Origin of the sequence: Pollutimonas harenae, from assembly GCF_004153685.1 — a bacterium.
GTDB lineage: Bacteria > Pseudomonadota > Gammaproteobacteria > Burkholderiales > Burkholderiaceae_B > Pusillimonas_C > Pusillimonas_C harenae.
Window position 1 is genome coordinate 36,924 of the sequence record NZ_SDQD01000004.1, and the last position, 14,820, is coordinate 51,743.

Sequence of the window (14,820 nt, forward strand, 5' to 3'; positions counted from 1 at the left end):
ATGTTTAAAACTCTCAAACGGGCACACAATCGTTTTTTTGGCGTAGGCGAGGCCGATACCTCGGTTCCTGTTCTGGATGGTGCGTTGAAGCCCAACAATATTCTTGAAAAAGCCCAGGTGTTTTTCGAGCGAGCAGGCCTCGAAGATATGGTGGTCAACGGCAATGGTCAACTGATTGCGGCGTGTGGCCGCGATATTCTCCAGATCGACCCGGACGGCGATCAGCACCTTATTGCTCAATTGTCCGCGCCCGCGCAGGCGCTTGCGGTATTTCGCGATGGCCTGGTTGCCGCTACGCAAGATGGCCTGTCTTTCATAATGGGCTCGTTCGATGGAAAACAAGTCCACACACTGGAAGGCCAGGCTGTTCAATGCATCAACGCTATGCATGAAGGGCCTGGCGGCAGCTTGCTGATCAGCCAAGGATCAAGCAATGTGTCCTATGCCGACTGGACAACTGATTTGCTCAGCCGGGGCAAGAGTGGCCGCATTCTCGAGTACGATCCGCAGTCCGATTCCTGCCGTGTCAGGGCCCAGGGGCTGGCTTACTGTTATGGCGTGTGTTTTGACGGCAGTCGCATCATTGCGTCCGAAACATGGGCACATCGCTTGCGCGTCATCCAGGGGGAAACCGTCGAAATCGGTCCGAGCCAAATAGCAGGCTATCCCTCACGTATCTCCCGCGCCTCCGATGGTGGTTTCTGGCTCACAATCTTTGCGCCGCGCAGCCAGCTTCTGGAGTTTGTCCTGCGAGAAGACGCCTTCCGCAGCGAAATGATGCAAACCATCGAGCCGCAATACTGGATCGCGCCAGCCCTGAGTTCAGGGAGTGATTTTCTTGAGCCCCTGCAGCAGGGTGGTGTGCGCCAGATGGGCATTCTCAAGCCGTGGGCGCCACCCCGCTCCTACGGGCTCGTCTTGCGCCTTTCGAAAGACCTCGAACCTCTTTATTCGGTGCATAGCCGCGTGGGTGGACTGCATCATGGTATTACGGCAGCCCTTGAGTTCGACGGCGCCTTGCTGGCCTTGTCCAAGGGGTCAGGTCGTATCCTGCGTGTACCGCTTTCTGAACTGAATCTACAGGATTAACACGATGACACCCATCTTGGAACTTCAGCAGGCAACCAAAAGATATGGCGGTGTTCCCGCCATCGATAGCGTCGACTTCACGCTGATGCCGGGCGAAATTCACGCTTTGTGCGGCGAAAATGGTGCCGGTAAATCAACGCTGACCAAGGTGATGGCCGGCGTCGTGGAGCTCAGCGGTGGTGAAATGCGCATCGACGGCAAAAAGGTGCTATTTCGCAACCCCGTCGAGGCCTTGTCAGCAGGGGTAGCCATGGTGTTCCAGGAAACCAGCCTGGTGCCCACCATGACGGTTGGTCAGAATCTTTTTCTGGGCAAAGAGAAATTCGTCAATCGACTGCGTGCCGTGTATATTGCCGCCCAGCAACTACTGCAGTCCCTGAATTTCAATGTCGACCCTACGCATATGGTGGCCAACCTGGGGGCGGCACAAAAACAAATGGTCGAGATCGCCCGCGCCGTGCTGCATGATGCGCGCGTCATTATTTTCGACGAACCCACTGCAACCCTGACGCCAGAAGAAAAAAAATACTTCTTCGACTTGATGAGCAATCTGAAAGCGCGCGGCGTATCCATTATCTTCATTTCCCACGCCCTTGAAGAGGCGCTGGAGCTGTCTGACCGGATCACCGTGATGCGTGATGGCAAACACATCGTTACCGACGACACGGCCAACTTCGATCGCGACCGTATTGTGCGTGCCATGGTTGGCCGTGACCTGACCAGCACTTTGTACGGACAAAAAACCACCTTGCGGCCGGCTGGCAAGCGGGTGCTGAGCGTGCAAAACCTGCGCATGGGTACCATGGTACGGAACACTTCGTTTTCAGTTTTCGCCGGGCAGATCACGGGGGTATTCGGTCTGATTGGATCAGGACGGACTGAAACCTTCAAGGTGGTGGCGGGTGTGCTCAAACGTGACTACACACATGGTGGCAAGGTAGTGTTCAAGGATCAGGCGGTGCGCTACCGGGTGCCTGTGCCTGCCATGGCGGGCGGCATTGCCTACATCACCGAAGACCGTAAGGTCGATGGCTTCTTCGAAACCATGACAATCTCGCGCAATATCTATATGGGGCTGCTTGCAAAACTGCGTGGGAAACGCCAGTTTATGAGTCGCTCCCAAGAAAAATCCGTGGGAGCCAACTGGAAAGAGAAGCTGAATGTCAGGGCCGTTACCGAGAATGCCCATGTTATCGAGCTATCAGGCGGCAATCAGCAAAAAGTCGTCATCGCCAAGTCGTTGATACAAGAACCCGAGCTGGTCATCTTCGATGAGCCAACCCGCGGTGTAGATGTGGGTGCAGTCGCTGAGATTCACGATATCATCAGGGGGCTTGCCGATCAGGGCCTGGCGGTCGTGGTGATTTCTTCGTATTTGCCTGAAGTAATGATGCTCTCTGACCGTATTCTGGTATCCCGCCAGGGGCGTATCGTCGAAGAGTTCACCAACTCAGACGTCACAGAAGAAGAAATCATGTATGCGTCGATACACTGATGTTGCCTAAGGCATATTTCGATTGGTCGAAGTAAGCTGCTTTACAGTTTCGATGCCGGTTCTGGCGCCTTCTCGCTTAAAGGCTCATTCTTCAAGAGCAAGGTCAGAAAAATCGATGGTGTGGCAAGCGCCGCAGCCAGCATATAGACCTTCTCGAAAGATTGCTGCGCCACAGGTGCCAGGCCGGATAAATCCATATCCTGAAGACTGGCATGGCTGTGTCCGATAAGCGTGTTGATGATCTCTGCGCCACTCATGCCATTGCCCAGGCCATCGGCACCTGTGCGCAGCCACGACAATAAAAATGCGGTCAGCAAGGCAATGCCTATGGCCGAACCCAATGATCGACAAAACGCCGATGCAGCAGTTGCCACGCCTACATGATGATGTGGCACAGAATTCTGCACGGCGACCGTAGAAGAGGGAAGTTGCAAGCCTATGCCGAAGCCAACCAGGCTCAGCAGGATTGTCATGATGACTGTGGCTGTAGGGTTGGCGAAGGCGATGAGAAAAATAGCGATGGGCGTGAGCAGGGTGCCTGTCAATTGAATGCCCTTATATGTGCCCCAGTGCGTCATCAGCCGACCACTGGTATAGGCGCCCATCGGTACCCCCAACGATAGCGGAATCAGGCGCCAGGCAGCGCCATCGGCACCCATCGACGTCAGCATTTGTAATTCCAGCGGTACGAGTACTGTGAGGGCGACCAGTTCTACAAAAGCGATAAAAAGAATCAGGCAGCAAAGGGTGACGGTACGGATACGAAAGAGGCCAAGCGGAACGATAGGTTCGGCCGCATGCAGGGCATGCCAGCCGAAAGCAGCCAGGCTGACGATGGCAAGCCCGGCCATCCACAAGCTGTTGTGGTCCAGTCCGGGTACATTTTGCTGGCCCGCGCGCGTGATGGCCAGCAGTATGGCTGTCAACCCTGCGCTCAGCAGAATTGCGCCCAGATAGTCGACCGATCGCTTGCGTTGCGGTACTTGCAGTTTAGCCAGGGCGCGGCGTGAGATCAGCAGGGCGATCAAGCCTAGCGGCAGATTGATCCAGAATACCCAGCGCCACGACAGATAGGCCGTCAGCAAGCCGCCAAGCACGGGGCCCGATACGCTCGCCACGGCAAACGCCCCACTGATATAGGCTTGGTAGCGACCCCGGTCCCGTGGGCTGACAACATCGGCAATGGTCGCCTGGGCTACGGAAATCAATCCGCCGCCGCCCAGACCTTGCAGAATCCGGGCAGCCACCAGAACGGGCATGGTCGGTGCCATGGCGCAGGCTACGGACGCCGCCAGAAATAAAATGATGGCGCTGGACAGCACGCTGCGCCGCCCATAGATGTCACCCAGTTTGCCGTAGATAGGCGTGGCAACCGCCATGGCAATCAGGTAGCCCGACATGACCCATGCCAGTAAGTTGATGCCTTGCAGATCGGCAGCCATTTTGGGCAAGGCTACCGAGATAATTGTTGAGTCCAGCGCTCCAAGCAGGATGGCCAGCATCAGGCCTATGATGATGGAACGGATCTCTTGTGGGCTTAATCGTGTGGGCGCAGGTGTAGCAGGGTTTGCGGATGCCATGGTTGTTCTCTACGGTATGTGCGGGTCTTGCTTGCGTGCTGTGCCCACACTTACCGGGTCGAAATGCGTCATCACGTCCAGCACAGGCTCATTATCCATAACCCGCTTACGTGCTGCCACAGCAATGTCGTGGCCTTGCGCTATCGTCAGGGTAGCGTCCATTTCTATGTCGACTTCCACCCAGATCATGTCGCCCATCTTGCGGGTTTTTAAATCATGTATGCCTTGAACGCCGGGCGTTGCCACAATATGCTGACGTATTCTTGCTTCGGTATTTTCGTCTACGGCGGAGTCCATTAGGTCGTTGAACGAAGTGAAGAAAAATTTCCAGCCCGCGCGTATGATCATCAGGCCGACAATCAGGGCAGCCAGAGGGTCGGCCAGATGAAAGCCAGCCAAGTTGGCGATGATGCCCAGTGCCACCACGAATGATGATGCGGCATCCGAGCGTGCGTGCCAGGCATTGGCTGCGAGCATGGTAGAGCGTACGCGCTGGGCTACACGCAACAGATAGCGAAACAGCAGTTCTTTGGTGATCAGGGCCAGTGCAGCCACAATCAGAGCCGCGCTGTGCACTTCAGGGATGGCCTCAGGACGCTGCAGCTTGGTGAAACTGCCCCATAGCATGCCTATGCCCACCGCAAGCAGCAGTGCCCCAACGGCCAGCGAGGCGGCAGTTTCAAAACGCCGGTGACCGTAGGGGTGATCGGCGTCGGGGGCTTTTTGGCTATGTTTGTTGGCGATCAGCACAACGCCGTCGGACACCAGGTCTGATAGCGAATGAATCGCGTCGGCGACCAGGGCTTGTGAATGGGCAAATAGCCCAATCACTATTTGGACGATGGTCAGAACGATATTGACAGCAACGCTGACCAATGTGCTGCGATGGCCTGCACTCTGGCGCTCGGGGTCAAAATGCGGGCTCATGGACAACCCTTTTTTATGAAACTTAGCCGATACGCATGCCGGGTTGCGCACCTGGCCAAGCTTGCAGAATATACAGGCCAGCATCAATGTTGGCGTCGTTGTGGCTGGCTGACAGCACCATGCCTTCGGAAATGCCGAAACGCATTTTGCGGGGCGCCAGGTTGGCTACCACGACGGTCAACTGATCGATCAGGTCGGCCGGCTGGTAGGCCGACTTGATGCCGGAAAACACTTGCCGGTGACGTCCTTCGCCTACATCCAGCGTCAGGCGCAGTAGTTTGTCGGAACCCTCTACAGCTTCGCAATTCACAATGCGGGCGATGCGTAGATCGAGTTTTCCGAAGTCTTTGATATCGATGGTGTCGGCGATGGCTTCGCCGCCCGGCGTAGGGGCGGGGACAGCTGGTGGCTCGAACAGATCGTCCAGCATTTTGGGCTCGACGCGTTGCATCAAGTGCTTGAAGGGAGCAATCCGCTGGGGTAGTTTTGCCGCGTCGGACCACTGGAATAAAGTGTCTTGGCCGAACAGTTCGTGTGCAACTCTTTTGGTTAGTTCGGGCAATACGGGCGTCAGCATGACCGACAGCGCCTTGAATCCAGCCAGGGCGCGCGAACAGATATCTTGCAGCAAGACCTTTTGTTCTTCAGGCGCCGAAGCAATGCCTTTGGCCAGAACCCAGGGCTGAGCGGCATCGAAGGCTTGGTTGATGAGGTCGGCCTGCGCCATGATCTGGCGGACAGCGCGCCCGTACTCGCGGTTTTCAAAAGAAACGCGTACCTGTTCGGCCACCTGCAGCAGTTCTTGCTCCAGCGCTGCAGTGTCGGCCTGATAGCCTAGCTGGCCGTCGAAGTACTTGCTGATGAAATTGGCCGCTCGGCTGGCAATATTGACGTATTTGCCGACCAGATCACTGTTGACGCGAGCGATGAAATCGTCGGGGTTGAAGTCCAGGTCTTCGACGTGAGCATTCAGCTTGGCGGCAATGTAGTAGCGCATCCATTCGGCGTTCATGCCGATGTCCAGATAGCGCAGGGGCGATATGCCCGTGCCGCGGCTTTTGGACATTTTTTCGCCGCTGACGGTGATGAAACCGTGAACGTGCAGGCCGTCGGGCGTTTTCTTGCCCGAAAACTTGAGCATTGCCGGCCAGAACAGGGCATGGAAGTACACAATGTCTTTACCGATAAAGTGAACCTGTTCGGTATCGCCGTTGGGGTCGACCAGTGCATCGAAGTCCAGACCTTGCTTGTTGCAGTACGCCTTGAGCGAAGCCAGATATCCTACGGGCGCGTCGAGCCAGACATAAAAATACTTGCCAGGTGCATCGGGAATGGGTATGCCGAAATACGGTTCATCACGTGAAATGTCCCAGTCGGCTAGATTGGCTTCGCCGTCGTCGCTGCCTGTGCCCAGCCATTCGCGGGTTTTGGCCAGCACTTCGGATTGCAGCCGTTTATTGCCGCTGGGATTGCTCCCGGTGGTCCATGCCTGCAGGAATTCCACGCAACGGGGGTCGGACAGCTTGAAGAAGAAATGCTCGGATGACTTCAGTACCGGCGTGGCCTTGGTGAGCGTGGAATAAGGATTGATCAGGTCGGTCGGTGCATAAACGGCGCCGCAGGACTCGCAGGAGTCACCGTATTGATCTTTGGCGTGGCAGCGTGGGCATTCGCCCTTGATGTAGCGATCGGGCAGAAACATGCCCTTGACGGGGTCGTAGAACTGCTCGATGGTGCGCGTGTCAATGAAGCCGGCGGCCTTGAGGCGGCGGTATATATCTTGCGATAGCTCAATGTTTTCAGTTGAATCGGTTGAGTGCCAGTGATCAAACTTGATGTGAAAGCCGTTCAGATACTGCGGGCGCTCGGAGGCATAACGGGCAACCAGTGCCTGCGGTGTAATGCCTTCGCTTTCGGCCTTCAGCATGATTGGCGCACCATGGGCGTCGTCGGCACCGACGAAATGTACCGTGTGGCCCGACATTCGCATGGATCTCACCCAGATATCAGCCTGGATGTACTCCATGATGTGGCCGATATGAAATGAACCGTTGGCGTAGGGCAGAGCTGTAGTGACGAAAATCGTGCGCGACATGTTGAGGTATCAAAAGAAAACAAGGGGGGGACGAGCATTGATTTTAGCCCGTACCGCAAAAGCAAATTTTTTGGTTATGAATTGTTAATTTGCAAGCCCTAAGCAAACAGGTGCGCCGCGTTGCGGCGTACTCTGTGTGGACGTGGCGCCGGGAACCCCTGTTTAGGGGATTTCGCGCATTTCGACGTCGGTTATGTCCTTGTTTTTGAACATATTTTTTGGCGTCGAGGGTTTGCGGCGCTCTTCCCAGTATGCCTTTACGCCAAAAGGGCGGCCCTTGATGCGTGCAACAACGTACAGTATGGCAACGGCAATGGCGGTGGAGGCCATGAAAAGCAGAGCCATGGCCATGCCAAAAAGGGCAAGGAAAAAGAAGAGAATACCGCGAATAATCTGATTAAATGTATTCATATTGTTTATGTAGACCTCGGCAAGGGAAAAAAATTCCCTTAATCCGCTATTCTTTAGACTTTACTGCATTGAACTGGTTTTAATGCATTTTAATGAGGCAAGGCCGATAGAAATGAGCGTGAACCCTGAACAGATTCTGGGTGTGCTGTCTGAAATTACTGACCCGAACACCAAAAAATTGCTGCCCGTTACGGCGAAAAACTGCGACATCGTTGTTGAAGGGACGGAAGTATCTATCACTGTACCTCTCGGTTATCCTTCGCACAATGGGGAGTCTGAATTGAAGAAACGTATTGAAACTGCTTTAGGTGCATTGGGGCTATCACTCAAACGCATGGATAAAGACACAAAAATTATCAGCCACGCTGTGCAGCCCGGGCTCAGGCCGTTGCCTAACGTGCGCAACATTATTGCCGTGGCCTCGGGCAAGGGCGGTGTCGGAAAAAGCACTACAGCCGTCAATATTGCCCTGGCCCTACAGCGTCAGGGCGCTCGCACCGGGTTGCTCGATGCCGACATTTATGGGCCCAGTGTGCCTCTTATGCTGGGGCTGTCGGGTAAGCCTAAAAGCGATGACGGCAAAACCATGCAGCCCTTGATAGGCCATGAGTTACAAGCCAACTCCATTGGGTTTCTCATCGAAGAAGATGCGCCTGCTATCTGGCGTGGTCCTATGGTTACCCAGGCCTTGGTACAGTTGCTCAACCAGACGGCATGGGACGATCTGGACTATCTCATCGTCGATATGCCGCCCGGCACGGGCGATATTGCCCTGACCATGGCCCAGAAGGTGCCTCTGACCGGTGCTGTCATTGTGACAACCCCTCAAGATCTGGCACTGGCTGACGCACGCCGCGGTTTGCGTATGTTCCAGAAGGTCAATGTTCCTGTGCTGGGTGTGGTCGAGAACATGTCGGTGCATGTGTGTACCAACTGCGGCCATGCCGAGCCTATTTTCGGTGAGCACGGCGGACGGGATATGGCGGCGGAGTTCAATCTGCCCTGGCTTGGGGCCTTGCCTTTGGCCATGGCCATACGCACACAAACTGACTCGGGGACGCCCAGTGTGGTGGCCGAGCCCGAGGGTAAAGCGGCTTTGGCCTATCATGATATTGCCAGGCAGATTGCGGCCCAGGTCGCTGCATTGCCGCCTGACAATTCAGCAATGACGCCTAAAGTTGTTGCACGCAAGGTATAGCAAGTCATGCGGTTGGGGTTGGGATGTTTGTTGTTGGCATGGAGCGCCATTCAATGTGCCCATGCCGCTCGACCCGAGGTCGTAATCGACCCGGGCGGCGTGCCGCCCGAAGCATTGCAAGCCATTAATGGTGCCGTCGAAGCCATTACCCGCTTGGCGGAAGATCAAGATGGCGGTGAGGTTTCGCGACTGCGACGCCGCGCTCGTGAGGCCACGCTTTCCGCCCTCGAGACACAGGGTTTTTTTTCACCTAAAGTGACTCTCGAGGTCGGCGAGGATATCGCAGGTGAAACCTGGGAGATCACTATTGAGCCGGGCGAGCGCACGCAGGTCGAAAATGTAAACCTGCAGTTCAAAGGACAGATCACGCGCCCGGAGTTCGCCGCGCGTGTGGACTTGTTGAAAGAACAATGGCCGTTGGACCAAGGCATGCCTTTCATCAACTCGTCATGGCACGACGCCAAGGTCGGTCTGCTGGATGCTGTCAGCCGCAAGGATTTCTATTTCGCCCGTTTGGCCAGTACGCAAGCCACCATCGATGCAGATAATGCCAGTGCCGATTTGTTCGTGAATGTGGCCAGCGGCCCCAGGGTGCGTCTGGGGCCTATGTCGGTGAGCGGTCTGAAGCGGGTGCCAGCTTCGCTGATCGACCGCTACATCCAGTATGCACCGGGCGAACCGTATGACCAGGACAAACTCGATGACTGGCAGCAGGCCTTGCAATCCACGTCATTCTTTCGAGGGGCGTTCGTCACGCTCGACCAGGACGAGTCCACGCATCGGGTCCTGGCCGGCGACGAAATGGAGCTGCCAGTGCGGGTACAGGTGTCCGAAGCGCCTGCGCGACGCGTCACAACGTCCATTGGTGTGGACAGTGACCACGGCCTGCGGGTTGAAGGCCTGTATCGGCAGAATGTAGTCTTTGGCAAGCCTGTCTGGATAGAAACCGGGGCGGGTGTCGACAAGGACAATCAGCGCGTTTTCTTCGATGTTCATCTGCCTCCGACGCTAAAAGGCTATAAGGACAGCGTAGGCGTGTTGTACGAGCATTCCGATGTTGAGGGAGTGGATAACCGCCGGATCGGTGCAGCCTGGAAACGCCGGCAGGAACGCAAGGCGGCGGGCGACAGCCGGGTCGAATATGAAACCCAATGGGCCCTGGGTGTCGCCTACGACAAAACCCAAATCAGCGGATATGACGACTATGAGGTGCCCACCTCGGTGGCCACCTGGCAGTGGCTGAGACGCGATGTTGATAAAAAGTACGATCCGCGTGAAGGCAATCTGATCGACTTCGGTCTGGGGGCAGGCATTACCCTGGACAAGGGCGAGCCTTTTTATCGCAGCAGCCTGCGCCTGCAACAGTGGTGGCCTATCGGACGACGCGATGTCCTGACCGTGCGCGGTGAGGTGGGCAAAGTCTGGTCCGATACCGATCGCTTGCCGCAAGATTTTGGTTACCGCACGGGTGGAGCAAGAACCATACGCGGCTATCGTTACCAAAGCATAGGGCTGGATCGCGGCGATGCGGTTGTGGGTGCACCGGCAATGGCAGTTGCCAGTATTCAGTACACACACTATTTCACCGAGATGCTGGGGATGAATTACTTTATCGATGTAGGTGATGCGGCGGAATCCTTCGGTGACATGGACCCGGCCGTGGGTATTGGTGTCGGTTTGTCGGTGCGTACACCGGCAGGGCCTTTTTATGTGGATGTAGCTTACGGCGAGCGCGATAAGCGCTTGAGGCTGCACTTTTCCCTGGGTATCGCATTTTGAACCGGCTGTCGAAATGGCTGCGGGGCGGTTTGATCTGGACGGGACCGCTATCCGTCCTGCTGCTCGCTGTAGTGTGTGGATTTGGCTATTGGGTACTGGGGACGCCTGAAGGAACGCGTTGGGCGCTGATTACGGTGGCGGAGCAGTTTGACGGACAGACCCGTGGTATTTCCGGATCGATCTGGGATGGCGTGCAGGTAGACGAGCTTTCGCTGTCATTGCCCGATACGGAGCTCGAACTCGAGCGTTTTCATTTGCAGGCCAATTGGCGTGAGCTGCTGGATGGCAACGTGCATATCGTCGAGTTGTCGGCGGGCTCATTACGACTTGATCTGCGTAGCAGCCAAGAGGAAAAAGCCAGCGAACCGTTTGCTATGCCGATTTTGCCATTTCGCCTGGCGGTCGATCGACTGGTGCTGGATGAGCTGGCTGTTACCTTGGACGGCGAGCCTTTGCCGGTCGATATCAGTAATCTGTCTACGTCTTTGGCACTGAGCCAGGTAGGTGGGCAATTGCTGCTGCAAAGTCTGGATGTTGGGCATGAGCAACTGAAAGCGGGCTTCTCGGGCGAGGTCAAGGTGCTGGAGCTGGGTGATCCCTGGCCACTGCAGGCGCAGATTACCACTCGCGCGGAAGGGTTGGGCGCCGATTCTCCTTTATGCGCACACCGTTATTTGCCTACGCTGCCTTCCGGCTCCAGCGCAGAGACTGTCTCGAGGGACGGCTGGAACTGCGCCCTGGATATCGACACGACGCTCGATGGCAGCCTGGAGGCGTTGCGGGTAGTGCTGAAAGGCGCCGGCCAGGGCATGAAGGTGGATGCCGATATCAACTTGACGCCGCGTGCAGCCTTTCCCCTTAAGAATGCGGTGGCCGATTTGAAACTGGCTGATGGGTCCTCATTACAGGCTCAACTGGACTGGGTATTGGGCGGCCAGGAAGGTAAGGCCAATGATCGGGTGACGGGCACTTTGCGCAGCAACAAACTGAATGTCGGGCTATTGGTCGGTGATGTGATCCCCGATTTGCTGCTGACCATGGCGGCCGATTTCGATGTGGAGCTGAAGAATCACAGCGAGTTCCGGCAAGGCAGTCTGGATTTGAATATTCAGGAGGGGTCGCGCTGGAATCAGCAAGCCTTGTCCGGCAGCTTTAATACGCAGATCGTAAACGAGGGGCAGGCGGGACTATCGCCTGTTGTTGATACGGATGAGGTTCAGACTCAGCAGGCAGGCATAGAGCCTGTCACGAATGCCCAACAGGATCCGATCTGGAAGGGCTTGCGGCTGGCTGCCGTCGAGATGGACTTGCGGCTGGGCAGGAATCGCTTGCAGGCAGATGGTTCACTGGGCTTACGTGATAGTCGTATCAATCTGGATTTATTGGCCCCCCAGCTGGCTGCCTTTTGGCCCGACCTGCCGGGTGGTGCGACGCTTAAAGGAGTCATTGCTGGCGAGCTGGGCAGGCATATGGCCGATCTGACTGGCGAATATACGCCGGAGCATAGTCAGGCCGGCAAGCTGGGTAAGGCGCCCATGCGTGCCCATATCGCGCTTGAGGGAGGCTGGGGCCGGGCTGACGAGGCGCTCAATAGCCCGGAAGGCTGGCAAGGCACTATCAAGACGCTTGAGGCCGACCATGCAAATCTCGGCCTCAAGGCGGAACGTGAGGTGCCAGTCAGTTTCTTTCCAGGCGTAGCTGCGCCGGCCTGGCAATGGCAGGTAGGGCGTACTCAGCTCGAAGTCATGATGTCATCGCGTAATGTGCTGACCCTGCAGCACCAGGGCTCGCGAGGTGGGGCTGGGCGTTGGGAAACACAGGGCTCGGTTGAGCGTCTGTCGGTTTCGCAGCGCTTGATTGACGATATACAGAAATTGCTTGAGGTACCCGATCAGGAAAAAATTGATCGGGGCAGCGTCAGGCTGAGGAATGCCAAGGCCAATGCGGGGACCGAGATAGTCCTGGCGCTGGACTGGGATCTGAAATTCGCCGGTGCCCTCGAGGGACAGGCTCATGTCCAGCGTATTTCGGGCGACATCATGGTTCCCGCCGACCCCGCCTTCCCGCTCGGTCTGGAAACCCTGGGGCTGGATGTGGCTTTCAGGCCTACGGGTGCTGCGACCAGTCGCATCACGGCAGACTTGCAATTGGCCACCAAAAAAATGGGTCGGATTTCGGCCAATGCCACGACACTATTGCATTCGCCGGAAGGCCGTTTCAGCATCAACCCCCGAGACACCAAAACGGTCAATATCGATGCCGATATTGATGATTTGAGCTGGACCAGTCTGTTTCTGGACGACAGTATGGAGTTGGGTGGGGCGGTGCAAGCCAAGGTTGCACTCCAAAGTCAGGCAAATGGCAGCTGGCGCAGCAATGGCACGATCACTGGGCAGGACATCCGGATGATACGCGTTGATGATGGCATCCGGTTGCTGAATGGCACCCTGTCGGCGCGGCTGGAGGACGATCGCCTCATTCTTGAAAAGTTGAGCTTTCCTGCGCTGCTGCGTGTGGAGCCCAAAGAGTGGCGTACGGCAGAGTGGGTCAGCAGCAATCCTGAGGCCAAAGGCGGGCATCTGACCCTGACGGGCGAGTGGTTTTTATTCGAGTCGCGAGGCGCCATCGATGTCGTCTTGCACCGTTATCCCATTCTGCAGCGTTCCGACCGCTATGCCATGGTCAGTGGCGAGGTGCATTTGAACCTCCAGTTGCCCTCTATTGCCATTAACGGATCCGTTACTGCTGACGCGGGTTGGTTCGACCTGGATATGTTGGGAGGGATCCCAACCGTAGACAGTGATGTGGTCGTGCTGCGGGAGGGTCAGGCGCCAGTGGAACCCAGCGTACCTATGGATTTGACTCTTGACCTGCAAGTGGACCTGGGGCCGCGCTTTTACCTGACGGGCTATGGTCTTGACTCAGGCCTGGTCGGTGGTATCCGCATCTCGATGATAGGCGGCAGACTGACCGGAGTGGGCGCCCTGCGTACCCGCGGTGGGGCCATCGAAGCCTATGGGCAGCGCCTGCAGCTACGCCGCGGAACCATTACTTTTCAGGGTGACATTACCAACCCGACGCTGAATATCGAGGCCTTGCGGACTGGGCTGCAGGTCGAGGCGGGCGTGCGTGTGGCGGGAACGGCCAAACGACCGCGTATCGACCTGGTGTCTTATCCGGCCGTGAGCGAACTCGAGAAGCTTTCCTGGCTGCTGCTGGGGCATGGGCCCGATGATTCCGGGGGCGACGTGGCGCTGCTGTTCTCGGTGGGTACGTCCCTCTTGGGCGATGGTGAGCCCTTCTACCGCAAGTTTGGTATCGACGAGCTCAGCATGCGCTCGGGCGAGCTGGGTGCCGTTGGTAGTATTTTGCCTGCGGAAAGCGTGGTGAGCGGCCTCGACAGCGGTACCAGCGACCTTGAACGCAAGTTTATACAGATCAGCAAGGCCGTCGGCGAAGGCTTTACCTTGAGCATCCGGCAAGCCTTGTCCGATACCGGTACAGTGGGGCGGGCAAGCTATAGGCTGGCCAGAGGTCTGACGGCTGAACTCAGTGGCGGCACCGTGAATGGGCTGGCCCTGATTTATCGCTGGTTCTCCCGGGATTAAGACAGTTGGGTACGTTTCGCACGCCGTTAGTGTGTAAGCGATAAAATACGCGCCATCGTTATAAGGTTAGGGTTATGAGCATAAAAAATGATCGCTGGATACGCCAGGCAGCAAGCAATGGAATGATAGAGCCGTTCGAACCCGGCCAGGTGCGTGAAGAAAACGGACAACGTATTGTCAGCTACGGTACCAGCAGCTATGGTTATGATGTACGATGCGCCGACGAGTTCAAGATATTCACGAATATCAACTCCACTATCGTCGACCCCAAGGCTTTCGACGAGAAATCGTTTGTTGATTTCAAGGGGGACGTCTGCATCATTCCGCCCAATTCCTTTGCCTTGGCACGTACGGTTGAATACTTCCGCATACCGCGCAGTGTCCTGACGGTATGCCTGGGAAAAAGCACCTATGCCCGCTGTGGGATCATCGTCAACGTGACACCCCTGGAGCCTGAATGGGAAGGCCACGTTACGCTGGAATTTTCCAACACCACCCCTCTGCCTGCCAAAATCTATGCGGGCGAGGGTTGTGCGCAAATGCTGTTTTTTGAAGGTGATGAAGTTTGCGAAACATCCTACCGCGATCGCGGCGGCAAGTATCAGGGGCAGCAAGGTGTAACGCTGCCTCGTACATAG

Annotated in this window: 10 protein-coding genes; 6 read left to right on the forward strand and 4 right to left on the reverse strand. The window is 56.4% G+C overall.

The genetic code is table 11. From position 1 onward, the window contains the following. Together ERD84_RS15005 and ERD84_RS15010 are read left to right on the forward strand one after the other, a co-directional pair. On the forward strand, nt 1–1,089 hold the full coding sequence (locus tag ERD84_RS15005; protein ID WP_130040484.1) for an SMP-30/gluconolactonase/LRE family protein: 1,089 nt from the start codon (nt 1–3) through the stop codon (nt 1,087–1,089). A 4-nt stretch (nt 1,090–1,093) separates the two neighbouring features. Continuing rightward, the gene (locus ERD84_RS15010; RefSeq protein ID WP_130040485.1) at nt 1,094–2,584 is read left to right on the forward strand and encodes a sugar ABC transporter ATP-binding protein; all 1,491 of its coding nucleotides are present in this window, start codon (nt 1,094–1,096) and stop codon (nt 2,582–2,584) included. A 41-nt stretch (nt 2,585–2,625) separates the two neighbouring features. Here the strand turns inward: ERD84_RS15010 and ERD84_RS15015 are convergent, their stop codons facing one another. From ERD84_RS15015 to ERD84_RS15030, 4 genes are all read right to left on the reverse strand, one after another. Further along, nucleotides 2,626–4,164: an MDR family MFS transporter gene (locus ERD84_RS15015; protein WP_130040486.1), complete on the reverse strand. Its 1,539-nt coding sequence runs from the start codon at nt 4,162–4,164 to the stop codon at nt 2,626–2,628. 9 nt (nt 4,165–4,173) lie between these two features. Beyond that, a complete protein-coding gene (locus ERD84_RS15020) occupies nt 4,174–5,091 on the reverse strand; it encodes a cation diffusion facilitator family transporter (protein ID WP_130040487.1) in 918 nt (305 codons plus the stop codon). A 22-nt stretch (nt 5,092–5,113) separates the two neighbouring features. Next, nucleotides 5,114–7,186, reverse strand: a complete 2,073-nt coding sequence (gene metG, locus ERD84_RS15025) for a methionine--tRNA ligase (RefSeq protein WP_130040488.1) — start codon at nt 7,184–7,186, stop codon at nt 5,114–5,116. Between the two features lie 162 nt (nt 7,187–7,348). After that, nucleotides 7,349–7,597, reverse strand: coding sequence for a hypothetical protein (locus ERD84_RS15030; protein ID WP_130040489.1), 249 nt, complete (start codon nt 7,595–7,597; stop codon nt 7,349–7,351). Between the two features lie 112 nt (nt 7,598–7,709). Between ERD84_RS15030 and apbC the strand changes: the two genes are divergently transcribed. From apbC to dcd, 4 genes are all read left to right on the forward strand, one after another. Then, nucleotides 7,710–8,795: an iron-sulfur cluster carrier protein ApbC gene (apbC, locus tag ERD84_RS15035; RefSeq protein WP_130040490.1), complete on the forward strand. Its 1,086-nt coding sequence runs from the start codon at nt 7,710–7,712 to the stop codon at nt 8,793–8,795. Nucleotides 8,796–8,801: 6 nt separating this feature from the next. Beyond that, on the forward strand, nt 8,802–10,574 hold the full coding sequence (locus tag ERD84_RS15040; RefSeq protein WP_130040491.1) for an autotransporter assembly complex protein TamA: 1,773 nt from the start codon (nt 8,802–8,804) through the stop codon (nt 10,572–10,574). Then, nucleotides 10,571–14,182 (forward strand): translocation/assembly module TamB domain-containing protein, encoded by a 3,612-nt coding sequence (locus ERD84_RS15045; protein WP_245150720.1) that lies wholly within the window; start codon nt 10,571–10,573, stop codon nt 14,180–14,182. The genes ERD84_RS15040 and ERD84_RS15045 overlap by 4 nt, the downstream gene beginning before the upstream one ends. Nucleotides 14,183–14,256: 74 nt before the next feature. After that, nucleotides 14,257–14,820 carry a dCTP deaminase gene (dcd, locus tag ERD84_RS15050; protein WP_130040492.1) on the forward strand — a complete coding sequence of 188 codons (564 nt, stop codon included), beginning with the start codon at nt 14,257–14,259 and terminating at the stop codon, nt 14,818–14,820.